Source organism: Halosaccharopolyspora lacisalsi, from assembly GCF_014137975.1.
Classification (GTDB): Bacteria; Actinomycetota; Actinomycetes; order Mycobacteriales; family Pseudonocardiaceae; genus Halosaccharopolyspora; species Halosaccharopolyspora lacisalsi.
Genome location: NZ_JACGWZ010000001.1, coordinates 292,014 through 315,677, shown reverse-complemented (window position 1 = coordinate 315,677; position 23,664 = coordinate 292,014). Strand labels below are relative to the sequence as shown.

The window sequence follows — 23,664 nt, the reverse complement described above, 5'->3', positions numbered from 1 at the left end:
TAGCGTGAGTCACAGCCCCCGGCCTGTCAAGACCGCTCAGTCACCGCCACCCCGTGGCGATGCCCGCAAGGAGAGATGGCGCGAACACCGCCGAGCGCGCCGCGCCGAGTTCGTCGACGCCGCGGTACGCGCCATCGGCAAGTACGGCGCCGAGGTGGGCATGGACGAGATCGCCGCCGAGGCCGGGGTCAGCAAGCCCGTGCTCTACCGGCACTTCAGCGACAAGAGCGACCTCTACGTGGCCGTCGGCGAGTGGGGCACCGACCTGCTCATGCGCCGTATCGGCCCGACCATCAACGAGGGCGGGACGCTGCTGGAGCGCATCCGGTGCATCATCAGCACCTACCTGGGAGTGATCGAGGAGCATCCCGAGCTCTACCGCTTCGTGGTGCGCCGGACCTTCGCGGACCGACCCGTGCGCAGCGATCCGGTCACCGCCGAGAAGACCGTCATCGCCAACTCGCTGTCCCGCCTGCTGGGCGAGTACCTGCGGGCGCTGGAGCTGGACTCCGGTGGGGTGGAGCCGTGGAGCCACGGACTGGTCGGGATGGTGCAGGCCAGCGGTGACTGGTGGTTGGACCGGCAGTCGATGAGCCGGGAGGACCTGACCGACTACCTCGCGCGCATCATCTGGTTCGCCATCGACGGAGTGCTGCGCTCCGGAGGCATCGTCACGGATCCGGACGCTCCCCTCGAACAGACCCTGCGGCTGCGGGCCGCGACAGACGAAGAGCCACCCGATGTGGGCTGACGAGGAAGGGGAAACCGTGTCCGAACACGACCACGACGAGGACGACTACCGGGGAAACGCGGTGGTGTTCACCGAGGGCGGCGAGGTCGCGATCGACGAGGTGGTGCTACGCGGGCACTTCCAACCCATCGACGGCCGCTTCCACTGGTACGGGCGGTTACCCGCCGGCGACGACGTCACCGAGCTGGCCGGTGGGAAGAAGAGGAACGTCGTGGTTCGCACGACGGAGGGCGAGGCGGTCGGCACCCTGTCCGACCCCGACCCGTGGAACCGCTACCGGATCGCCGGGGTCGGGCGTCCCCCCTTCACGGTGGAATCGGAGCTGGAGGAGACCGCCTGACCAAGCCGGGGTGGGCGGTTTTCGTCGAAACCGCCCACCCCGGATGGAGAAATTCTCAACGTCAGCTGACGCCGAAACCGACGCGGGGAGCGGAGGAAGCACCGATCTCCACGTAGGCGATCTTGGCGGACGGCACGACGTAGCGACGCCCCTTCTCATCGGTGAGGGCCAACTGCCCCTCGGACTTGCCCAGCGCGTCGGTAACCAGCGACTCGACCTCGTCCTGCGATTGACCGCTGGCGATCGTCAACTCACGCGAGTTGTCCGCGATGCCGATCTTGACCTCCACGCTGAACCTCCGTGGCGAAATCTCGTGGGTTGTGGATATCCCCAGGCTATCCCAGTCCGAGCCGGGACATGCGCTTGGTGTGACTGTTCTGCAGCCGCCGGAACAGCGCGGCGACTCCGGCGAGATCCCCGGAGCCGCGGATGATGAGCTCGGCGAGCGCGTCGCGCTCGGCCACCACGTGCTGGGCCTGGGTCACCGCCTCCCCCAGCAACCTGCGCCCCCACAGCGTCAACTTGTCCCCCAACGAGGGGTCCTCCGCGCAGGCGGCCCGCACCTCCCGCTCGGCGAAGGCCGAGTGGCCGGTGTCGGCGAGCACCGTCAGCACGAGCTGCTCGGTGTCGGGATCCAGCCACTGGGCGACCTCCCGGTAGAAGTCGGCGGCCAACCCGTCACCGACGTAGGCCTTGACCAGGGACTCCAGCCAGGAGTGCGGTGCCGTGGAGGCGTTGAAGGCGTCGAAGGGAGCCACGAACGGCCGCATCGCCTCCTCCACGGCGATTCCCCGCCCCGCGAGCTGCTCCTCCAGCAGCCGATAGTGCCCGATCTCGGCGGCCGCCATGCTGGCCAGCGCGGCACGGCCGGACAGCGTCGGCGCGGCGCGGGCGTCCTCGGCCAGCCGGTCGAAAGCCGAGAGCTCACCGTAGGCCAGCGCCGCGAGCAGATCGACGACACCTTGCTCGTAGTCTTGCTCGCCGTTGCTCGGGGACCGCTGCCCGGTTTGCTCAGCCTCACTCATGACCACGAGCTTAACCGGCCCGAACGCCTTCGCCGTCGCATCCGTCAGCGACACGGGACGAACAAACGGGTACCCTTTGAACAGGAGGAGTATTGGCGTCGGACAGTGATTACGCTGAGAACTACACTGAGAGTTACGCTGAGAGCTATACTGGGAGCTGCGCTGATAGCTACAGCGCGAACTTGAGCAAGGGCTCATCAGCGAGTTCCTCACGGAGCGTTTCCGAGCGGGCACGTTCGGCGCGGGCCGTCACTCGGCCATGTCGATACCCTGACGCCGCGGTCGATGCCGGTCAGGGCGCAACGCCCCGGCAGCCCGATCTCCTCAGTACCCCTGGCGGCGCGAACGTGAACCACGTTGCGCGCGAGGGCCGACGTGTGTGCCGCGCCACGGAGGCAGCATCGCGCTGCGGCACCACGACAACGACAGACCTGACAGCGGATCCCTTCCGCCTAGTGAAACAAGAGCGCGCACCAACACGCCGGTGGCCGAGCGCCGTGCGCGACCGCGATCGAGAGTCGTGGTCGCCGGAGCTCGCCGAGACCCGGGCTACCGGCCCGGGGACACGGACGCGGGAATCGTGCGTGCACGAACGAAAGAGGCGATCACCCTGACGTCCACCGAGAACCGAACCATCGACAACCTTCCCGCCGAAAGCGAGAACTCCGACGACCAACGCGCTCGCCCGCTGCACGCCGAGAAGCGAGCCGGCTCCGACACCCCCACCTTCGCCGAGCTCGGCGTGCGCGAGGAGATCGTGCGCGCGCTGGGCGATGCGGGTATCGAGCACACCTTCGCGATCCAGGAACTCACCCTCCCCCTGGCGCTGGGCGGCGAGGACCTGATCGGGCAGGCACGCACCGGCATGGGCAAGACCCTCGGTTTCGGCGTGCCGCTGTTGCAGCGCCTGGAGACCCCCGGTGACGGCACTCCCCAGGCGCTGGTGGTCGTGCCGACCCGCGAGCTGTGCGTCCAGGTCGCCCGCGACCTCGAGGACGCCGCCAAGCACCTCAACGTCCGCACTCTCGCCGTCTACGGCGGGCGTCCCTACGAGCCGCAGATCGAGGCCCTGCGCAAGGGCGTGGACCTGGTCATCGGCACACCGGGGCGGCTGCTCGACCTCGCCGACCAGCGCCACCTCGTGCTGGGCAAGATCGGCGGCCTGGTGCTCGACGAGGCCGACGAGATGCTGGACCTGGGCTTTCTGCCCGACATCGAGCGCATGCTGGGAATGGTCCCCGAGCAGCGTCAGACCATGCTCTTCTCGGCCACCATGCCGGGGCCGATCATCACCCTGGCCCGCAAGTTCCTCGGTCAGCCCACCCACATCCGGGCGGAAGAGGCCGACGAGAGCGCCGTGCACGAGCGCACCAAGCAGTTCGTCTACCGCGCGCACGCGATGGACAAGACGGAACTGCTGGCACGGGCGCTGCAGGCGCGCGAGCGCGGTCTGAGCATGATCTTCAGCCGCACCAAGCGCACGGCGCAGCGGCTCGCCGACGACCTCGTCGAACGCGGGTTCGCCGCCGGGTCCGTCCACGGCGACCTCGGCCAGAGCGCGCGGGAGAGCGCGCTGCGGAAGTTCCGCTCCGGAAAGATCGATATCCTGGTCGCCACCGACGTCGCGGCCCGCGGTATCGACGTCGAGGGCGTCACCCACGTGATCAACCTGCAGTGCCCCGACGACGAGAAGACCTACGTGCACCGGATCGGGCGGACCGGCCGGGCCGGCCGCGAAGGTGTGGCGATCACCCTCGTCGACTGGGAAGAGGAACAGCGCTGGAAGTTCATCAGCAACACGCTGGGCCTGGACAAGCCGGAGCCGGTGGAGACCTACTCCACTTCGCCGCACCTCTACAGCGACCTCGACATCCCCACCGACATCACCGGGCGACTGCCGCTGTCCCAGCGCAAGCGCTCCGAGGCCGAGGCCGAGAGCGGCCATTCCAAGCCCCGCAGGCGGCGCACTCGCGGGGGCTCGACGGAGCCGCAGAAGGCCGAGGGTGACGGCTCGCGCGGCGAGGCCACCGAAGACACCCGTCCGGCGCGCCGCAGGAGGCGGCGCACGCGCGGCGGTGTCGGCGTCGAAGGCGAGGCGCGTCCCGCCGAGGTGTCCACCTCAGCCACCGGTGACACCGCGACCACCGGTGGTGGCACCGAGCGGCCGGCCCGTCGTCGTCGCAGGCGGCGCGGAGGACGTTCGGCGAGTGAGAGCAACTCCGGTACAGCCGAAGGCACCGAGTAAGGCACCGACCGGTCCGTCCGAGGAGTTGCAGGAGGCGTAGTGGTCCGGCCGGAACGGCGCACCCGGGGTGATCTCACCGCCGTGGTCGCGATCGTGCTCGTCGTGCTCGTCGGCGCTGGTGTGATCTGGTGGAACAGCGACGCCCGGGCCACCGTCTCCCAACCCGCCGGCCAGGCGATCCGACCCGCACCGGCCCCCGCCGGCGTCCCCGCCGAACTCGGGGAAGTGTGGCGGGCTCCCAGCCCCGCCACGCCGGAGCCGGTGGTAGCCGGACCGGCCGCCGTGACCGCGGGCGACGGTGAGGTCCGCGGCCGGAACCCCGTCACCGGGAAGGTGCGCTGGCGCTTCGCGCGCGACCTCCCCCTGTGCACCGTCGGCGCGGAGTGGGGACGTGCGATCGCGGTGTACCGCAAGTGGCACAACTGCAGCGGAGTGACCTCGTTGAAGGGCGCGACGGGCGAGTTCGGGCCGCAGCGCAACGGCAGCACCCCGTTCGGTACCCGGCTGCTCTCCGACGGCGACTACGTCACCGCCACCGGCCGTCAGCTGTTCGGGACCTGGCGCTCTGACCTGGTGCGCACGCAGCAGTACGGAATCCCGGTCGATCTCAAGAACCCGGACAACAACATGGCGCGGCCGGAGTGCGAGTACGCCTCCATCGCCGTCGGCCGGGGCCGGGTGGGCGTGGTCGAGGAGTGCCCGAAAGCACCGAGCGACCGGATCACCGTGCTCAAGGCGCACCCGGAGAGCAGCGAGGAACCCGAGCAGGTGTTCACCAGCCTGCTCGGAAGCTCGCGGGCGAGCGTCGTGGCGGTGAGCAGGACGCACGTGGCCGTCGTGCTCCACGACCGTTCCGAACTGGTCGTCCACGGCTTCCGGGACAACGAGCGGTCCACCCACCGCCTCCGGATTCCCGAGCCGGGACCGCCGCAGGCCAACGTGCGGGTCGAGTCCACGACGAAGGCGAACCGGATCTACTGGCACACCGGTACCGACACCGTGGCGCTGGACTCGCGGACGCTGACCCCGCTGTGGACGATCCCGGACACCCTCGGGGCGGGCACGATCTTCGCCGACAAGCTCGTCGTCCCGGTGCGCGGCGGACTGGCCGTCCACGACCCGAACACGGGCGAGCGCCTGCGGGTGCTGCCGGTGGACCGGCACGACTACCGGGGGGAGGTCGTTCTCGACTCGGTCGGCGACGTCCTGCTGGAGCAGCGCGGTGACACCCTCGTGGCCCTGCGCTGAGCGGAGCGGTTGCGCGCTCCGGTTTCGCACGGTCGGTGCGACACCGAAACAGGCCCTACAGCCACCACCAGTAGACGAGCGCGGCGACGACCACGCCGAAGGCGCCGAGAGCCGCGAAGCCTCCCACCACGTCCCTGCGGCGGTCGGCGACCGTCTGCAACGCCAGCGCCGCTCCCGAGGCGACGAAGTGGCCGATGACGACGCCGATGCCCGGCCCGGGGACGGAGTGCGTACTCGCCCACCACTGGACGCCCCCCAGCGCCACGGCGAGCACCAACAGCCCCGCCGCCAACGAGCCGGTGAGTCCGCGCACGAGTCCACCCATTCGGGAAGCCACTCCGGAAGACCTCTCCCCATGCCGCTGAGACCGATGAGGGGCGGTCACGGCTCCCTGCCCACGCGGCTCCGAATCCGGTGCGGTGACCGGATTCTGCCTGCGCTGCCCGGCGGGTGTGTGCATGGGGTCGTCCTCACCAGATCCGGTCGGTACCAACGTCTGCCCCCGGCGGTGCTCATGACGCGAAGTCGCCGGAAGCCGCCCATCCAATGGTGTGTCCGGAAATCGCACCTTGAACAGTAGCCGGTCCGCGGAGGAAGCGCCGAGTCCGCGTCCGCTCCCGAGGCCCCGGCCGCCGTAAGCGACTGCCCCGCCAGCCGCACGGCTCGTTCGAGATGCCGGGCAAGGGAGTTCCCGGTCTGATCGAACCTTAGCACTTCCCGCGACGACGGGTACCGCGACTCCGTCGTCCGCACGGGACCGGACTATCCGATGATCTCGCTGCCGGTGCTCTGCCGAACCAGCCGGTCCAGCGACTCGGGAGGAGTCGTTTCCTGGCCGATGCCGATGGTCTTGTTGGTCCCGTGGTAGTCGCTGCTGCCCGTGGGAACCAGTTCGAGCTCGTCGGCGAGGCGACCCAGTTCGGCGCGGGCGGCGGCATCGTGGTCGGGATGGTCCACCTCGACGCCCCGCAGTCCGTGCTCGGCCAGCTCACCGATGACCTCGGCCGTGACCATCGGACCACGCCTGCCCGCGAAGGGATGCGCCAGCACGGTGACGCCACCGGCCTCGGTGATCATGTCGATGGCCCGGTGCACGGGTGTGTCGCTGCGCGGGAGGTAGTACTCGCCACCGCTGCCGAGGTAGCGGTCGAAAGCCTCGTCGACGCTGGAAACCGTGCCGCCGCCGACCAGCGCACGCCCCAGGTGGGGTCGTCCTCCGGGCGAGTCGGCGGGCAGCTCGGCCATCAGCCGATCGGGATCCACCGGGAACCCGTCCTCGGCCATCCGCAGGGCCATCGAGTACAGCCGGGACCGCCGTTGAGCACGCAACCGGGACTGCTCCTCGACCAGCGCCCGAGAGGACGGGTCGAACAGGTAGGCCAGCAGGTGCACGGTGATCGCGTTGCCCCTGCCGTCCTGGCAGGAGCACGACAGCTCCGCTCCCGGGACCACGCGCACCGGGCTCGCACCGTCGGTACGCAGTACTTCCCGTTCCGCCTCGGCCCAGCCGGCCGTGGTGTCGTGGTCGGTCAGGGCGATGACGTCGAGTCCGGCGGCGGCCGCGGTGGCCAGCAGTTCGGCCGGAGTGTCGGTGCCGTCGGACTCCGTGGAGTGGGTGTGCAGGTCGATACGCACACCGGCCAGTGTGGCCGACGCCCCGCGAGCACACCGCACCGACCCACTCATCGCGACGCGAGCCGGGCCGAGGCCCCGCTACTTACCGAGCTTGGCCTTGTCCCGCCCCACCGCCGCGCGGCGGGCCTTGAGCATCGAGAACCGCTCCTGCTGCTCCTTCTTCTGCCCGAACACGAGCTCGGAGATCGCGTCGTAGACCTCGTTGGCGTTGGGCAGGTACTCGATCCGGTTCAGCGCCTGGATCTGTCCCGCGGACTCGACCACCAGCGTGCCGTACCCGAGCAGTCGCCCCATGAGCGTGCGGTGGAACGAGATGTCGGTGACCTTGGTGACGGGCATCATCGCCACGTTGGTGGTGATGATGCCCTCGGTGATCACGAACCGCTTGTCCGTCACCACGATGCGCTCCACGTACCAGTCCAGGGTCTGATAGGTGAGCCGAAGCAGCACGAACAGACCGCCGTACCAGAGCAGGTTCTGCAGCAGCGGCGTGCTCCGAGGCAACAGGTAGGACACCATCACCACACCGAACAGCAGCCCCACCGCCTCGAACAGGTCCCACAGCAGGCACGCCCAGTGCCTGCGGAAACGGATGACCCGACGCTCCGAGGGCAGTAAGTACTCGTCCGGATCCCGAGGTGCGAACACGGTCGCCTCCGAAGGGCCTAGCGGAAGATGTTCTGCATGAAGGTGATGACCGCTTCCGCGGCCTGCCGCAGACTCGCGAGTATGCCGTTGACCACTCCTCCGGCCTGTTCAGGCGCGGAGATGAGGAAGAACAGCAGGAACGCGATCCCAGCCCAGGTGAGGATCTTCTTGATGTTCACGGTGACGCACCCCGTCCGAAATTCCCTTGAGTCGTGCCAGCGCCTGCTGATCCGTTGTACCGCACTCGGCGCCTGTACGGCAGAGTTTTCGTGCATACGGGCCAACCGCTTCCGGCCACACCGGATTCAGCTACCCTCCGTGTCAGTGATCATATCCGAACCGCCCGCCATCCGTTGCGTCGGCGCGGTGGTCCACGACCGCACGGGACGACTGCTCATGATCCGCCGGGCCAACGATCCCGGCCGCGGCGAGTGGTCTCTGCCGGGGGGCCGAGTGGAGCGGGGCGAGAGCGACGATTCGGCGCTGCGCAGGGAGGTTCACGAGGAAACCGGACTGCGCGTCACCGTCGGCCCTCTCGTCGGGAACCTGCGGCGAACGGGCCCCCACGGCGACTACGACATTCGCGACTACTGGTGCGTTCCCGACAGCGGGACTCTTTGTGCAGGTGACGACGCTGCCGATGCGCGGTGGATCGATCGTGCGACATTGACCACACTGGACCGCGACGCAGCCCTCACCGAGGGCCTTGTGGAGTTGCTGCGCTCCTGGGACTGTCTTCCGGGGGCGCAGTGAGATACCTTACCCGTAACGGGTGACACAGAACTCTCAGTGACGCGATTGGACACACATCGGCTTCGCGTGAACACGAAGCGAAGGTGCAGAGCCCTCGAAATCCGCCTCCGCGCTGTCCTGGTGATCGAAAAATTCACTCGTTCGGTCCACGTTCCTTCCCACCCAGTGGACAGTAGCCACACCGGTACGCCGCGACTCGGAGCGAGGAGTACGGTGGGACGCTGGTAGGCAGGCCCACCAGCGGTGGCCGACTCGTGAGGAGGTGAGGGTTCGTGCCCGGTCGTACCGACAGCTCTCCTCCGTGTAGTACCAGCCGCATCCCCGCCGACGAGGTTCACCGGTAGGCCAGCCACCGCCAGTACGACCTCTCCTTCGGTTTCGGCCGGGATGCGCCTGAGTTTCGTGTAGCCATCCCAGCGCTCGTCTCTGGAGGTCGCCGTGCCAGCTCTGCCCTCGCTCGGCCTGCGCAACCGCGCCACCCGCAACAGCGATCGCCGCCTGCGACCCGCATCGGTGCCGCAGTCGACGACCTCCGTCGTCGACTGCGGTGTCTACGTCGACGGCGAACGACTCGAGGGAACGTGGTCCCACTCGGAAGCCGTGGCCGAGGTCCGCCGTCGCCACAGCGGTTTCGTCTGGGTCGGCCTGCACGAGCCCGACTCGCACCAGATCAACGGTATCGCCGAGACCTTCGGACTCCACGAGCTCGCCGTCGAGGACGCCGTGCACGCGCACCAGCGTCCGAAGCTGGAACGCTACGACGACACCCTGTTCATGGTGCTCAAGACCGTTCGCTACGTGGCCAGCGGCACGCTGACGGCCAACAGCGAGATCGTGGAGACCGGTGAGCTGATGGCGTTCGTCGGCCACGACTTCGTCGTCACTGTGCGACACGGCAAGCACGCCGGGCTGGCGCGGGTACGTCAGCAGCTGGAGCAGGACACGGAGCAGATGGCGCTCGGTCCGGCCGCCGTGCTGCACGGCATCGCCGACTACGTGGTGGACACCTACCTGGAGGTCACCGACGCCATCCAGGACGACATCGACGAGATCGAGGCCGAGGTCTTCGCCCCGCACACCACCGTGGAGACCGAGCTGCTGTACCTGATGAAGCGGGAGCTGCTGGAGCTGCGGCGGGCGGTGCTGCCGCTGACCAAACCGCTGCAGCGGCTCTCCGAGGGGAACACGCCGATGGTCCCCGAGCAGGTGCGCTCGTACTTCCGCAACGTCGACGACCACCTGAACACGGTCTCCGAACGGGTCTCCGGGTTCGACGAGCTGCTGACCACCCTGATGGACGCGGCGGGCTGGAAGATCACGCTCGCGCTCAACACCGACATGCGCAAGATCTCGGCGTGGGTGGCGATCATCTCCACCCCCACCATGATCGCCGGGATCTACGGGATGAACTTCGAGCTCATGCCCGAGACCGAGTGGAGTTTCGGGTATCCGGTGACGTTGCTGGTCATGATGGTGGCCTGCGTCGTGCTGTTCAAGATCTTCCGCAAGAACAAGTGGTTGTAGCGATGTGCTGTAACGAACACGTCCTCGCCGACGATGTCAAGGCAGAGGACCCCGTTGGTTTCATCCACGCGCCCGCCACGTTCTCGGCGGAGCGCCGGACACGTACTCATCGGTCGATCCACGAGTCGACCTCGTTCACGAGTGGGGAGGCAGTCATGTTCCGGACTTCGCACCGCGTTCTCGACGTCCCCCCCAACGCGCTCGTACGCGAACCACTCCAGCGACGAAGTCCCGGCTCGCGCCGGGACTTTCGGGAGCGACAGCACTCCACGGTCTCCGCGCGAAAACCCTAGGCGAGAAAACCGGACCTTCGTTTCACGCTGGAGTACGCCATGACCCGCTTGATCACTCACAAGCTGACCGTGCTGTCCACCCTCATCATGGGCTGGATTCTCGCCCTCTTCGTCATCATCGCCAACCAGATCTGAAGAGACCGGGCACCCGAGTCAGCGGAGGAGTTCCGGTGGTTTCGCACGAAATCGCCGAAATGCGGTTTCGCGCGAAACCACCTCGAATTCAGCGAGCGCAGACGCGCCGGTAGCGGGCGGCGGCCAGCGGCAGGAAGACCGCGATCAGCACCGCGGCCGACAGCACCGCGTACAGCGTCGGGTGCTGGCTCGGCCAGCCGTCGGGCTGCGGCAGTCCCGCCGGAGTCGGATTGCCGAACAGTCCGCGCACCGAGTCGGCCACGGCCGAGACCGGATTCCACTCCGCGATCGTGCGCAGTCCCGGCGGCATCCGAGCGGCCGAGACGAACGCCGTGGACGCGAAGGTGACCGGAAACAGCCAGATCAGTCCCATGCTCTGGGCCACCTCCACGCTGCTGGCCGTCAGTCCGATGAGCGCACCGACCCAGGCCATCGCGAAGGCGAACAACAGCAGCAACCCGAACGCGGCCAGCGCCTCCCAGAAACCACCGCGGATCCGCCACCCCACCAGCAGCCCGCACGCCCCGGTGACCACCAGCGTGATCACACTGGTGGCCATGTCGGAGGTGGTGCGCCCCAGGATCACCGCCACCCGCGACATCGGCAGCGAGCGGAACCGCTCGACCATCCCCTTGCTCAGGTCGTTGGCCAGGCCGAGCGCGGTGAACGAGGCGTTGAAGGTCACGCTCTGGGCGAAGATCCCGCCCAGCAGGTACTCCCGGTAGGAGTCCCCGCCGAGGCTGCCGCCGAAGACGTAGGCCAGCAGCAGCACGAACATCAGCGGCTGCAGCACCGCCGAGAACAGGGCTCCCGGCGTGCGGCGGGTGTTGGTGAAGTTGCGCCAGGCGACGATCCCGCCGTCGCGGAAGACCTGAACGGGGGCGGCGACGAACGGTGCGGTCACGAGAGGGCTCCGGCGGGCGCGGGGTCGTCGGTGGTGTCGGGCTGGTCGACTCCGGACTGCCCGGTCAGCGACAGGAAGACGTCGTCGAGGCTGGGCTTGCGGGTACCGGCGTCGGCCACCGGGATCCCGGCCCGCTCCAGCCGGTGCAGCACCTCCAGCAGCGCCCGCGAGCCGTCGCGCGTGACCAGCTCCACGCGCCCCGGCTCCGCTTCGGACACCGACGGCCCGACGCCGGCCAGCAGGTGCACGGTGCGGGGCGCGTCGGCCGGGTCGGCGAGCACGATCTCGACGCGCTCGCCGCGGACCCGCCGCTTGAGCTCGGCGGGGGCGCCGGTGGCGATGACCCGACCGTGGTCGATGACGGCGATGCTGTCGGCGAGCTGGTCGGCCTCCTCCAGGTACTGGGTGGTCAGCAGCACCGTGGTGCCGTCGGCGACCAGCCCCCGGACGGTCTCCCAGGTGTCCCTGCGCGCACGCGGGTCCAGTCCCGTCGTGGGTTCGTCCAGCACCACCACTCGGGGGTCGGCGATCAGCGCGCCACCGAGGTCCAGCCGCCGCCGCATCCCGCCGGAGTAACCACCCGCGCGCCGGTGCGCGGCGTCGGTGAGCCCGAACCGGTCGAGCTGCCGGGCGGCCCGCTCGCGAGCCCGCGCCCTGGAGTAACCGTAGAGGCGGGCGACCAGGTGGAGGTTCTCCCGGCCGGTGAGGTTCTCGTCCAGGGAGGTGTACTGACCGGACAGTCCCATGGTGCTCCGCACGGCGGCCGGTTCGGTGGCGCAGTCGTAACCGGCCACCTCGGCGCGCCCCGAGTCGGCGGCCAGCAGGGTGCTCAGCACCCGCACCGTGGTGGTCTTGCCGGCGCCGTTGGGGCCGAGCAGGCCGAGGATGTGCCCGCGCGGGACCTCCAGGTTCACGCCGTCCAGGGCGCGGTGCCGGCCGAACCGCTTGACCAGGGATTCGGCCACGATCGTGGGGGTGGGCAAGGTCAGCTCCGCTCGGACTCGGTGACCGACCGCCGAGGGGTCAGATCGGTCCAGTGCTCGTTGACGTAGTCCAGGCAGGCCTGCCTGCTGTCCTCGCCGTGGGCGATCCGCCAGCCCTTCGGGACCGCGGTGAACGACGGCCACAACGAGTGCTGCCCGGAGTCGTTGACCAGCACCAGGTACCGGCCTTCCGGATCGTCGAACGGATTGCTCACGAAAGTCTCCTTTCTCGGGGTGTCAGCTCTCGGGGGCCTCAGGCCGAAGCGCGGGCGGTGTCGTCGGAGGCGGCGGTCAGGGCCGCGTCGAGCACCGGCCCGATCTCGTCCAGCGCCTCGGGCCCGGCCATCTGGGCGTGTCCGCAGTGCACGAGATGCTCGGTGATCTCGCCGGTGACGTAGGGGCGCCAGGTCCACGGGGTGCGTGTGCCGTGGCCCTCCTCCGTGGCGGTGAAAAACAGCACGTCGCCGTCGAACACGCCCGGACTGTGCCGCTTCAGCAGCCGCGCCTGGTGTTCGAAGTTGACCGCCATCGCACGCAGCGTCCCCTCGTCGAGGGATCCGAGCGGGTTGCCGACGCGTTCGAGGGTCCGCCGGAGCTCGGTGGCGTCCATCTCGTTGTCGCTGAGCGCCTCGGCGGGGATGCCCAGCGCGTGGACCAGCGAGGTGAACAGGTCGGTCTCGCCGTCGTGCTCCTGCTCGGAGAAGTGCTCGACCGGGTAGGCGTCGAGCACCGCCAGCAACGCGACCTCCTCGCCCTGGTCGCGCAGCTGGGCGGCCACGGTCTGCACGACGTTGCCGCCGAACGACCAGCCGAGCAGGCAGTAGGGGCCGCGGGGCTGCACCTCGCGGATCCGCGCCGCGTAATCACGGGCCATCTCGTCGATGTCGGCCGGTGCCCGGTCGGGATCGCCGATGCCCCGCGCCTGGAGTCCGTAGATCGGTCGGTCCGGGTCCACGCGGGTCACCAGTCCCGAGTACATCCAGCTCAGCCCTCCGGCGGGATGCACGCAGAACAGCGGCGGCTTGGAGCCGCCTGCGCGCAGCGGCAGCAGCACGTCGAGGGCGTCGTCGCCGGTGTCCACTCCGAGGCGTTCGGCCAGCGTCGCCGGGGTCGACGCGTCGAACAGGGCACGGATCGACAGCTCGACGCCGAGCGCCGAGCGGATGCGGCTGACGAGCTTGGTCGCCACCAGCGAGTGCCCGCCGAGGGCGAAGAAGTCGTCGTCGATGCCCACCTCGTCGAGGCCGAGGACCTCGGCGAAGAGACCGACGAGCGTGTGCTCCTGCGGGGTGCGCGGACCGCGCCGCTGCCGCGAGGAGGTCAGCTCGGTGGCCGTCGCCCGCGCGAGCGCCCTCGTGTCGAGCTTGCCGTTGGCGGTCAGCGGCAACGAGTCGAGCACGCGCAGCAGGGCGGGCACCATGTGCGCGGGCAGCCGTCTGCCGACGAAGGTGCGCACCTCGTCCGGGTCGAGCGCCCGGTGCACCGCCACGTAGGCGACCAGGCGGTCGTCCTCGACGAACACGGCGGATTCCGCGACGGCGGGGTGCTCGTTGAGGACGGCGACGACCTCTCCGGGCTCGACGCGCTGGCCGCGGACCTTGAGCTGGTCGTCGTCGCGTCCCACGAACTCCAGCTGCCCGGCGGTGTTCCAGCGCGCCAGGTCACCGGTGCGGTACATGCGGGAACCGTCGCCGGAGAACGGGTCGGCGACGAAGCGCTCCGCCGTGAGGTCGGCGCGCCCCAGGTACCCGCGGGCGAGACCGGCACCTGCGAGATGGAGCTCGCCGGTGACGCCGGGCGGTGTGGGGCGGAGTCCGGCGTCGAGCACGTAGGCGCGGGTGTTGGCCGCTGGGGTGCCGATCACCGGGTGGTCGGCCTCGTCGAGCCCGGCCAGCACGGAGTCCACGGTGGACTCCGTCGGGCCGTAGAGGTTGACGGCGGTCACCGGACTCGAGCGCAGGGTCCGCCACAGCTCGGCGCCGACGGCCTCGCCGCCGAGCGCGATCAGCGACGGCCGGTGCGCGGACTCGTCGAGCAGGCCGAACGACAGCAGCTGCTGGACGTAGGAGGACGTGCTCTCCAGCACGTCGACGCGGTGAGTGCGCACGTGGTGCACCACCCGCTCCGGGTCCCGCCGCGACCGATCGTCGAAGAGGTGCAGCTCGTGGCCGTCGACCATCCACAGCAGCGGGTCCCAGGAAGCGTCGAACGACAGCGGGGCCGTGTGGCCGACGCGCATCCTGCGGCCGGCGACCGTCCCGAACAACCGCCGCCGGTGGTTGGCCAGCAGGTTGGCCAGCGAGCCGTGCTCGACGACCACTCCCTTCGGGCGCCCGGTCGAGCCGGAGGTGAACAGCACGTAGGCGGCGTCGGTGGGCCGGATCGCCGCCCCGCGCTCGGCATCGGTGACGTCCCGTCCGTCCCGGGTGGCGGTCACCCACGCGGTGCCGGGCTCGTCGAGCACCGTCCTGTCGGCGTCCCCCAGCGCCACGTCCGAGTCGTTGCCGGTCAGCACCGTCGACGGTGCCGCGTCGTCGAGCATGGCGCGAATGCGCTCGCCCGGCTGGGCGGGGTCGATCGGCAAGTACGTGGATCCGGCCTTGGCCACGGCCAGCAGTGCCACGACCGCGTCGACCGAGCGGGGCAGGGCCACGCCGACGACCCGGCCACCGTGGCCGCGCGCGAGCAGTTCGCGAGCCAGCCGGTTCGCCCGCAGGTTGAGCTCGGCGAAGGTCAGCGACCGGTGGGCGTCCACGACCGCCGCCTCGGTCGGCGTGGCCCGCACCGTGGCATGGAAGGCCTCCACCACGGTGTCCTCCCCGACGGGCAGGGCGGTGTCGTTGTGGCCGACGAGCACCTCGTGACGCTCCTGCTCGTCGAGCAGCTCCACGGCACCGATCGGGGCTCGCGGACGTTCCAGCACGCCGTCGAGCAGCCGCAGCAACCGGACTCCGATGCGTTCGGCGGTGCCGTGGTCGAACAGGTCGGCGCTGTACTCCAGGGAACCGGCGATGCCGCCCGGCGTGCCGTCCGCGTCGTGGCGCTGCCGGAAGCTCACCGACAGGTCGAACTTGGCCCCGCCGCTCTCGATCGGGGTGACCTCGGCGTCCACCGAGGGCAGCCGGAGTCCCACGTCGGGGGTGTTGTCCAGGGTCAGCATGACCTGGAACAGCGGGTGCCGGGCCAGCGACCTGTCCGGCGACAGCGCCTCCACCAGCCGCTCGAACGGCAGGTCCTGGTGGGCGTAAGCATCCAGGTCGGTCTCGCGGACCCGAGCCAGCAGGTCGGTGAAGGCCGGATCCCCGGAGGTGTCGGTGCGCAGCACCAGCGTGTTGACGAAGAACCCGACCAGCTCCTCCAGCGCCTCGTCGGTGCGCCCGGCCACGGGGCTGCCGATCGGCACGTCGGTGCCCGCGCCGAGCCGGGTCAGCAGCGCGGCCAACGCCGCTTGCAGCACCATGAACGTGCTGACGCCGTGGTCCCGGGCGAGCTCCTCGAGGCGGGCGTGCCGCGCGGCGCCGAGGTCCAGCGGCACCTGTCCGCCGCAGTAACCGGCCTCGGCTGGACGACGCCGGTCCGTGGGCAGCGGGAGCTCGCCGGGCAGGTCCTCCAGCCGCGAGGTCCAGAAGTCGAGCTGACGACGCAGTTCGCCGTCCGGGTCGTCCTCGCTGCCGAGCACCGTCCGCTGCCACAGCGCGTAGTCCGCGTACTGCACCGACGGGGCCGCCCCCTGCGGTGCCTCCCCGGCGACGCGGGCGGTGTAGGCCCGCGACAGGTCCCGGGCCAGCGGTCCGGTGGACCACCCGTCCCCGGCGATGTGGTGCAGCACCAGCGACAGCACGTGCCGTTCGGGGGCGACGGTGAACAGTCGGGCGCGCAACGGCGTCTCGGTGGCCACGTCGAAGCCGGTCGAGGCCTCGGCCTCGAGCGCGGGGCGCAGCTCGTCCTCGGTGACCGAGACGACGGGCAGCTCGGGGTGTCCGTCGTCGAGGACGTGCTGGTGCGGGGTGCCGTTGCGGTCCGGGAAGACCGTGCGCAGCGTCTCGTGCCGGTCGACGACGTCACCGAGCGCCCGGTGCAGCGCCACGGCGTCCACCGGACCGGACAGCCGGACGACGAAGGCGATGTTGTAGCCGGCGCTGTGCTCCTCCAGCCTGTTGAGGAACCACAACCGCTGCTGAGCGTACGACAGCGGCAGCGGGTCCGGGCGCTGCATCGGCCGCAGCGGGGTGCGGATGCGCCGCGTGCGCTCGATCCGGCCGGACAGTCCCGCCACCGTCGGGTTCTCGAACAGGGCGCGGATCTCCAGTTCGGCGCCGAGGGCCGAGCGGATGCGGCTGACCATCCGGGTCGCCAGCAGCGAGTGGCCGCCGAGGTCGAAGAAGTCGTCGTCGACACCGACCGCCGAGACGCCGAGGACCTCGGCGAACAATCCGCACAGGATCTCCTCCCGCGGATCGCGCGGTGCCCTGCCGGTGGGATTCCCGTCGGCGGCGGGCACCGGCAGCGCCCGGGTGTCGAGCTTGCCGTTGGCTGTCAGCGGCAGTTCGGCCAGCTCGACCAGGGCGGAGGGCACCATGTACCCGGGCAGTCGTCGCGCCAGGAAGGCACGCAGTTCGGGGATGTCGAGTTCCTCGTGGTCGCGGGAGACGAAGTAGCCCACGAGCCGCTGGTCGGCGGCGTCCTCACCGCGCACCACCGCCGCCGCGCGCTCCACGCTCGGATGGGTGCCGAGGGCGGAACCGATCTCGCCGAGCTCGATGCGGAAACCGCGCAGCTTCACCTGGTCGTCGGTGCGTCCCAGGAACCGCAGGCTGCCTTCCGGCGTCCAGCGAGCCCGGTCACCGGTGCGGTACATGCGCCGGCCGTCGGCGGCGAACGGGTCGGCGACGAAGCGCTCCGCGGTGCGGTCGCCCCGGCCGAGGTAGCCCCGCGCCAGGCCGTGCCCGGACAGGTAGAGCTCGCCGCCGACGCCGGCCGGGACCGGGCGCAGCCGCTCGTCCAGCACGTAGGCGCGGGTGTTGGCCACCGGCTCACCGATCACCGGGTGTTCGGCGTCGCCCAGCGCGGCCACCACCGAGTCCACAGTGGTCTCCGTCGGGCCGTAGAAGTTCAGCGCCAGCATCCCCTCGACGGTGCGCAGGTGTCGCCAGAGCCGCTCGTCGACGGGTTCGCCGCCCAGCGCGAGCACGGTCGGACGGTGCCTGCCCGGTTCGAGCAGGCCGTGGTGAACCAGCTGCCACACGAACGAGGGGGTCGTCTCCAGCACGTCCAGCCCGGAGGCCACCACCTCACCGGTGAAGGCCTCGGCGTCGCGCCGCAGCGGGTCGTCCAGCAGGTGCAGCTCGTGACCGGCGCACATCCACAGCAGCGGGTCCCACGAGGCGTCGAACGACAGCGGCGCCGTGTGCCCCACGCGCAGTCGCCTGCCGCCGACTCGCTCGACGGCGGGCTCGATCATCCGGTCCCGGTGCTGGGTCAGCAGGTTGGCCAGCGACCCGTGCTCGACCAGCACCCCCTTCGGGCGCCCCGTCGAGCCGGAGGTGAACAGCACGTAGGCGGCGTCACAGGGACCGGGCAGCGGCCACTGCTCGGGGTCGAGGCGCTCTCCCGACCGTGCGGACACCGCCGCCTCCACGACTGGGTCGTCCAGCACCAGCGGGTCCTCGACGGGCAGTGCCGCGGCGTGCGCACCGGTGGTGAGCACCCGACGAGGGACGGCGTCGGTGAAGACCGCCACCGTGCGCTCGGTGGGCTGGGACGGGTCGACCGGCAGCAGGACCGCACCCGCCTTGGCCGCCGCCAGCAGCGCGACGACCGCACGGGCTCCGCGTCCCAGGGCGAGCGCCACCACGTCCCCGGAGCGCACATCTTCGGTGATCAGGTGGCGGGCCAGCCTGTTCGCCCTGGCGTCGAGATCGGAGAAGGACAGCGCGCCGTCGGCGGCGACCAGCGCCACCGCCGACGGGGTGCGGGCCGCCTGCTGGTGGAAGGCCTCCACGATGCTCGACACGCCCACCGGCCGACCGGTGTCGTTGTACTCGTCGAGCAGGCGGCGCCGCTCGACGGCGTCCACGAGTTCGACGTCGCCGATCGGGGTGTCGGGCTCGGCGATCGCCGAACGCAGCAGCAGCACGAACCGGCGCACCAGGTGCTCGGCGGTGGCGGGGTCGAACAGGTCGCTGCTGAACTCCAGGCTCCCGACGAGCCCGGCCGGACTTCCCGCCTCGTCGTAGTCGTCGCGCAGCGACAGCGACAGGTCGAACTTCGCCGAGCGCCCCAGGTCCTCGGCCTCCACCTCGGCACGCAACCCGGGCAGGTGCACCGTGGCGGCCGGAGCGTTCTGCAACGCGAGCATCACCTGGAACAGCGGGTGCCGGGCCGGGGAGCGGTGCGGCGCCACCGCTTCCACGACGCGCTCGAACGGCACGTCCTGGTGGGCGTAGGCGTCCAGATCGGTCTCGCGCGTCCGGCCCAGCAGGGTGCGAAAGCTCGGGTCCCCCGAGGTGTCGGTGCGCAGCACGAGGGTGTTGACGAAGAACCCGACCAGCTCGCCGAGCCGCTCGTCGTTGCGCGCGGCCACCGGCGTGCCGATCGGCACGTCGGTGCCCGCGCCCATCCGGGTCAGGGTCGCGGCGAGCGCGGCGTGCAGGGCCATGAACGGACTCGCGCCCGCCTCGCGCGCGAGGTCGTGCAGCGCTCGGTGCGTGGCGGCGTCGATGTCGACGGGCACCGTCCCGCCCCGGTGGCTCGGCCGGGCCGGGCGCGGCCGGTCGGTGGGCAGCTCCAGCTCCTCCGGCGAACCGCCCAGGGTCTCGGTCCAGAAGTCCAGCTGCGCACCGAACTCGCTGTCCGGATCGGCGTCGTCCCCGAGCACCTCGCGCTGCCACAACGTGTAGTCGGCGTACTGCAGCGGCAACGGTTCCGGAGCGGGCTCGGTTCCGGACGAGCGTGCCGCGTAGGCCAGGGACAGGTCGGCCATCAGAGGCCGCAGCGACCAGCCGTCACCGGCGATGTGGTGCAGCACCACGACCAGCACGGACTCCTCGGAGCCCAGCGCGAAGAGCCGGGTGCGCAACGGGATCTCGCGGGTGAGGTCGAAGGGTTCGGCCGCGAAGGCGTCCAGCTCCTCGCGCAGGTGCTCCTCGTCGGTGTCGTGCACCGGCAGCGACACGGCACCGTCGGCGGGGTCGAGGACCTCCTGCCGCGGGATGCCGTCCCGGCCCGGAAAGACCGTGCGCAGGCTCTCGTGGCGGGCGACGACGTCGCCGAGGGCCAGCCGCAGCGCCGCGACGTCCGGCTCGCCGTGCATCCGCAGCGCGATCGGGATGTGGTAAGCGCCGCCGGTGCCCTCCACGTGGTTGAGCAACCACAACCTGCGCTGGGCGTGGGACAGCGGTAACTCGTCCGGCCGTTCGCGCGGGCCGAGCACGGGTGAGGACAGTCCCCGCAGTCGCGGCGCCAGCGCCGCCACGGTCGGGTTCTCGAACAGCGCCCGCAGTTCCAGTTCGGCGCCGAGCTCGCCGCGCACCCGTGCGGCCAGCCGGGTCACCAGCAGGGAGTGCCCGCCGAGGGCGAAGAAGTCGTCGTCGATACCGACCGCGTCGACGCCGAGGACCTCGGCGAACAGCTCACCCAGCCTGCGTTCCACGTCGTCGCGGGCGGCACGGCCGCCGGTGGCCGGTCGCGGGTCGGGCAGGGCGGCGACGTCGAGCTTGCCGTGGGCGGTCAGCGGCAGCTCGTCGAGCACCACCACGGCCGAGGGGACCATGTACTCCGGGAGCCGATCGGCCAGGAACTCCCGCAACGGAGCGTCCTCGGGCGGCTGCGTGCCATCGGGGGGCGCGGGGGTGACGTAGGCGACCAATCGCTGCGGCCCGTCCGGGAGCGAGCGGACCGTCACCGCCGCCCGGTCCACCTCGGGACGCTCGCCGAGCACGGCGGAGATCTCGCCGGGCTCGATGCGCATCCCGCGGAACTTGAGCTGTTCGTCGGCCCGGCTCACGAAGCTCAGCAGGCCGCGCTCGTCCCGGCGCACGAGGTCGCCGGTGCGGTACATGCGCTGTCCGGCACCGGTGAACGGGTCGGCCACGAACTTCTCCGCCGTGGCCACGGTGCGTCCGAGGTAGCCCCGCGCCAGTCCGGCCCCGGCGATGTAGAGCTCGCCGGTGACTCCGGGTTGCACCGGCTGCAACGCCGTGTCCAGCACGTAGGCGCGCAGGTTGGCGGTGGGGCGGCCGATCACCGCGCTGTCGGCGTCGTCGGTGGTGGCCACCACCGAGTCCACCGTGGTCTCCGTCGGACCGTAGAAGTTGTGCACGTCGAGATCGGGTTCGGCGGCCAGCCGGGTCCACAGGTCCTGGTCGAACGGTTCCCCGCCGAGAGCCAGCACCCGGGGTCGGTGGCGCTGGTCGAGCAGCCCCGCCCGCAGCAGTTCGCGCAGGTGAGAGGGAGTCGTTTCCAGCGCGTCCCAACGCTGCCGATCGAGCTCGGCGACGAGCGCCTCGGAGTCGCGGCGCACCGCGTCGGAGACCAGGTGCAGCTCGTGACCGGCGAACATCCACAGCAGCGGATCCCACGAGGCGTCGAACGACAATGGCGCCGTGTGCGCGGCGCGGAGTCGACGGCCGAGTGCGCTCCCGGCCGGCTCGTAAACCCGCTCCCGGTGCGATTCGAGCAGGTTGGCCAGTGACCCGTGCTCGACCAGCACCCCCTTCGGGCGCCCGGTCGAGCCGGAGGTGAACAGCAGGTAGGCGGCGTGATCGGAGCTCACCGGAGCACCGCGCTCGACGATGGTGACGTCGTGCTCGTCGCGTTCCGCGATCGAAGCCGCCGTGTCCGGGTCGTCCAGGCACAGGGCCGCCAGCCCGTCCGGCAGCGACGCCCGGGTGTCCGCAGTGGTCACGGCCGCGACGGGCCGGGCGTCGGCGACCATGTCGGCCACCCGGGAGGCGGGCTGACCGGGGTCCACGGGGAGGTGGACCGCTCCGGCCTTGAACACGGCCAGCAGCGCGGCCACCACGTCGGCCGAGCGGGGCAGCAGTACGGCGACGACGTCACCCACCCCGACCCCGGTGGTGATCAGCTCGCGGGCGAGCCGGTTGGCACGGGCGTTGAGCTGCTCGAACGACAGCGTCCCCGATTCGGAGACCAGCGCCGTGCTTCCCGGACCACCGGCCACCGCGGACTCGAAGGCCTCCACCACGGTGGCGTGGCGCGGTGTGACGTCCCCGCCGGACGGGGCCGGGTCCGGGCGCTCGTCCAGTGGTGACACCGATCCCACGGGCGCATCCGGCGCGGAGATCAGCGTGTCCAGCACCCGGCGGAAACGCTCGGCGTGGGCCTCCAGCTCCCGCTGCTCGTAGCGGCCGGGGTTGGCGTCGAAGTCCAGCCGCAGCCCGTTGTCGTCGGCCGCGCCGTGCACGGTCACCGTCAGGTCGTCGACCGGGCCGACGGACAGGTTGTGCGAAGTGGCCGTGGCCTCGCCGAACGGGACCTCACGGGCGACCGGGATGATGTTGATCCCCGGACCGGTGATGCGTTCACCAGCGGTGACTCCGAGGTCCCGGGCCAGGTCAGACCGGGGGTAGCGCTGATGACGCAGCACCCGGCGGGCCTCGGCCGACACGGCCGAGACCAGTTCGGCGACGGTCATCCACTGGTGCACCCGCACTCGCAACGGCAGCACCTGGGAGAGCATGGCCGGTGTCTCGCGCCCCAGCGTCCCCTTCCGCGCGCTGACCGGGAGCGCGAGCACGACGTCCTGAGCACCGGTGGTGCGGTGCACGTAGGCGGCCATCGCCGCCAGCACCACCGAGCTCCACGCGGTACGCAATTCGGCAGCGGCCGTTCGTAATCCGCGAGTGGCCGCGCCGTCCATGCTCACGCTGCGCCGCAGGATCGGCCCGGTCGCGGCGGGCCGGTCGCTGAGCACCACCGGGTCGGGTCGGTCGGCCAGGCGCTGCGTCCAGAACTGTCGGTCCTGCTCGTGGCGGGACGTCTCCGGGTAGGCGGCCTCGGCCTCCAGCAGTTCGCCGAAGTCGCCCAACCGGGGTTCCGGCGGTTGCTCGCCCCGGTTCAGCGCCGTGTAGACGGCGGTGATCCGGGACAGGACCAGCGCGGCCCCGTAACCGTCCACCACGAGATGGTGCGTCCGCTGGTACAGCAGGCTGTGTCGCTCACCCGCGGTGAACAGCACCAGGGAGCACAGCTCGTCGTGAACGGGATCGATCGGGCGCCGCAGGTCCGCGTGCATCCACTCCTCGGCGGCGGCCCGGAAGTCCCCGGAACCGGAGAGGTCGACGGTACGCAGGCCCCACCGCCCCACGGAGCCGACCGTCTGCCGGGGACGCCCCTGCTCGTCCTCGTCGAAGGTCAGGCGCAGTGCCGGAACCTCCGCCGCGGTGCGTTCCAGGGCCCGCTCCAGGATCTCCGGGTCGATCGGGCCGGGTACGTCCAGGTACTCGGCGATCGTGTACGTCGGATCCGCGGGGTTCAGCCGCCGGCCGTACCAGATACCCGACTGAGCGGGCGTGAGAGCAACGCTCCGGACAGACTCAGAACTCAATTCTGACCCACCTTCCCGATGCCTGCATCGAGCGCAGAATCAAAGACCTCAAAAGTGCGCGGATTGCCAGCGGTCGGCACGCGTGCCGACCGCGAAAACACATCCGGACTGTTACTGGTTTAACGGGCGCACCGGACGGGTACCCATATGCCCCTTGCGGAAACATACGAATCCACCAGCTCCGGACAGCGCAGCGCTACTCCCCCTTGCGGACCACAATCGCACGCTTACAGGAGAGCATTCGAGGCGACCCCGCTCAGCGATTGGTCAGTGTGAGAACGGACACCGAAACCGGGGGAAAACTCCCGATGGCAGCGACACTGAGCTGCAGATACAACAGATCGGTATATGCCGTGTCGACACTGTTATTAAACACGTGTAACGCGATTTGACGACACTGCGTATTTCGCGTACGCGGAAAGTGATGCAAAAGGTCGCTCGGCTATACTTCGCGAGCACCGATTTGGATACCGCCGTCCGGGTGCCGTTCGTTCGTCACCCTCGAGGAGCAATCCGCGTCCTCACCAGTGACAACGACACCCGAAGGACCGAGTGACGACGCTCCGTGTGTTTATCGTCACAGTCAGGCCCTTCGTGGTGCCGGCATGACCGT

16 protein-coding genes are annotated in these 23,664 nt (G+C 70.4%); 6 read left to right on the top strand and 10 right to left on the bottom strand.

The annotated features are described in order from the left end of the window. Nucleotides 1-4 precede the first annotated feature (4 nt). Together FHX42_RS01530 and FHX42_RS01525 are read left to right on the top strand one after the other, a co-directional pair. Nucleotides 5-751, top strand: coding sequence for a TetR/AcrR family transcriptional regulator (locus tag FHX42_RS01530; protein WP_182542354.1), 747 nt, complete (start codon nucleotides 5-7; stop codon nucleotides 749-751). 16 nt (nucleotides 752-767) lie between these two features. Continuing rightward, on the top strand, nucleotides 768-1,091 hold the full coding sequence (locus FHX42_RS01525; RefSeq protein ID WP_182542353.1) for a DUF4873 domain-containing protein: 324 nt from the start codon (nucleotides 768-770) through the stop codon (nucleotides 1,089-1,091). A gap of 61 nt (nucleotides 1,092-1,152) precedes the next feature. Here the strand turns inward: FHX42_RS01525 and FHX42_RS01520 are convergent, their stop codons facing one another. After that, nucleotides 1,153-1,380: a DUF3107 domain-containing protein gene (locus FHX42_RS01520; RefSeq protein ID WP_182542351.1), complete on the bottom strand. Its 228-nt coding sequence runs from the start codon at nucleotides 1,378-1,380 to the stop codon at nucleotides 1,153-1,155. 46 nt (nucleotides 1,381-1,426) lie between these two features. Continuing rightward, complete coding sequence (locus FHX42_RS01515; RefSeq protein WP_182542350.1) at nucleotides 1,427-2,116, bottom strand: ferritin-like fold-containing protein; 690 nt, start codon at nucleotides 2,114-2,116, stop codon at nucleotides 1,427-1,429. 580 nt (nucleotides 2,117-2,696) lie between these two features. Here FHX42_RS01515 and FHX42_RS01510 point away from each other — a divergent pair. Continuing rightward, nucleotides 2,697-4,361 carry a DEAD/DEAH box helicase gene (locus FHX42_RS01510; RefSeq protein WP_182542348.1) on the top strand — a complete coding sequence of 555 codons (1,665 nt, stop codon included), beginning with the start codon at nucleotides 2,697-2,699 and terminating at the stop codon, nucleotides 4,359-4,361. A 39-nt stretch (nucleotides 4,362-4,400) separates the two neighbouring features. Next, on the top strand, nucleotides 4,401-5,609 hold the full coding sequence (locus FHX42_RS01505; RefSeq protein ID WP_182542346.1) for an Rv3212 family protein: 1,209 nt from the start codon (nucleotides 4,401-4,403) through the stop codon (nucleotides 5,607-5,609). A gap of 55 nt (nucleotides 5,610-5,664) precedes the next feature. On the opposite strand, the gene FHX42_RS01500 is transcribed toward FHX42_RS01505, so the two are convergent. The 4 genes from FHX42_RS01500 to FHX42_RS01485 all read right to left on the bottom strand — a co-directional run bounded on the left by FHX42_RS01500 (nucleotide 5,665) and on the right by FHX42_RS01485 (nucleotide 8,071). After that, nucleotides 5,665-5,934 carry a hypothetical protein gene (locus FHX42_RS01500; RefSeq protein ID WP_182542344.1) on the bottom strand — a complete coding sequence of 90 codons (270 nt, stop codon included), beginning with the start codon at nucleotides 5,932-5,934 and terminating at the stop codon, nucleotides 5,665-5,667. Between the two features lie 437 nt (nucleotides 5,935-6,371). Then, nucleotides 6,372-7,244: a PHP domain-containing protein gene (locus FHX42_RS01495; protein ID WP_328795837.1), complete on the bottom strand. Its 873-nt coding sequence runs from the start codon at nucleotides 7,242-7,244 to the stop codon at nucleotides 6,372-6,374. A 78-nt stretch (nucleotides 7,245-7,322) separates the two neighbouring features. Continuing rightward, complete coding sequence (locus FHX42_RS01490; RefSeq protein ID WP_182542341.1) at nucleotides 7,323-7,892, bottom strand: PH domain-containing protein; 570 nt, start codon at nucleotides 7,890-7,892, stop codon at nucleotides 7,323-7,325. A gap of 17 nt (nucleotides 7,893-7,909) precedes the next feature. Further along, nucleotides 7,910-8,071 carry a hypothetical protein gene (locus FHX42_RS01485; RefSeq protein ID WP_182542339.1) on the bottom strand — a complete coding sequence of 54 codons (162 nt, stop codon included), beginning with the start codon at nucleotides 8,069-8,071 and terminating at the stop codon, nucleotides 7,910-7,912. A 145-nt stretch (nucleotides 8,072-8,216) separates the two neighbouring features. On the opposite strand from FHX42_RS01485, the gene FHX42_RS26155 reads away from it, so the two are divergent. Together FHX42_RS26155 and FHX42_RS01475 are read left to right on the top strand one after the other, a co-directional pair. Continuing rightward, nucleotides 8,217-8,645 (top strand): NUDIX hydrolase, encoded by a 429-nt coding sequence (locus tag FHX42_RS26155; RefSeq protein WP_328795836.1) that lies wholly within the window; start codon nucleotides 8,217-8,219, stop codon nucleotides 8,643-8,645. Between the two features lie 438 nt (nucleotides 8,646-9,083). Continuing rightward, nucleotides 9,084-10,169, top strand: a complete 1,086-nt coding sequence (locus FHX42_RS01475) for a magnesium and cobalt transport protein CorA (RefSeq protein WP_182542336.1) — start codon at nucleotides 9,084-9,086, stop codon at nucleotides 10,167-10,169. A 516-nt stretch (nucleotides 10,170-10,685) separates the two neighbouring features. Here FHX42_RS01475 and FHX42_RS01470 read toward each other — a convergent pair. Genes FHX42_RS01470 through FHX42_RS01455 form a run of 4 tightly spaced genes read right to left on the bottom strand, consistent with a single transcriptional unit; the run spans nucleotide 10,686 to nucleotide 23,051 of the window. Further along, nucleotides 10,686-11,501: an ABC transporter permease gene (locus tag FHX42_RS01470; protein WP_182542334.1), complete on the bottom strand. Its 816-nt coding sequence runs from the start codon at nucleotides 11,499-11,501 to the stop codon at nucleotides 10,686-10,688. Next, nucleotides 11,498-12,484 (bottom strand): ATP-binding cassette domain-containing protein, encoded by a 987-nt coding sequence (locus tag FHX42_RS01465; protein ID WP_182542333.1) that lies wholly within the window; start codon nucleotides 12,482-12,484, stop codon nucleotides 11,498-11,500. Before FHX42_RS01465 ends, FHX42_RS01470 begins: the two co-directional genes overlap by 4 nt. A gap of 2 nt (nucleotides 12,485-12,486) precedes the next feature. Further along, nucleotides 12,487-12,699 carry an MbtH family protein gene (locus tag FHX42_RS01460; RefSeq protein ID WP_182542331.1) on the bottom strand — a complete coding sequence of 71 codons (213 nt, stop codon included), beginning with the start codon at nucleotides 12,697-12,699 and terminating at the stop codon, nucleotides 12,487-12,489. A 38-nt stretch (nucleotides 12,700-12,737) separates the two neighbouring features. Continuing rightward, the gene (locus FHX42_RS01455; protein ID WP_182542330.1) at nucleotides 12,738-23,051 is read right to left on the bottom strand and encodes a non-ribosomal peptide synthetase; all 10,314 of its coding nucleotides are present in this window, start codon (nucleotides 23,049-23,051) and stop codon (nucleotides 12,738-12,740) included. Nucleotides 23,052-23,664 lie beyond the last annotated feature (613 nt).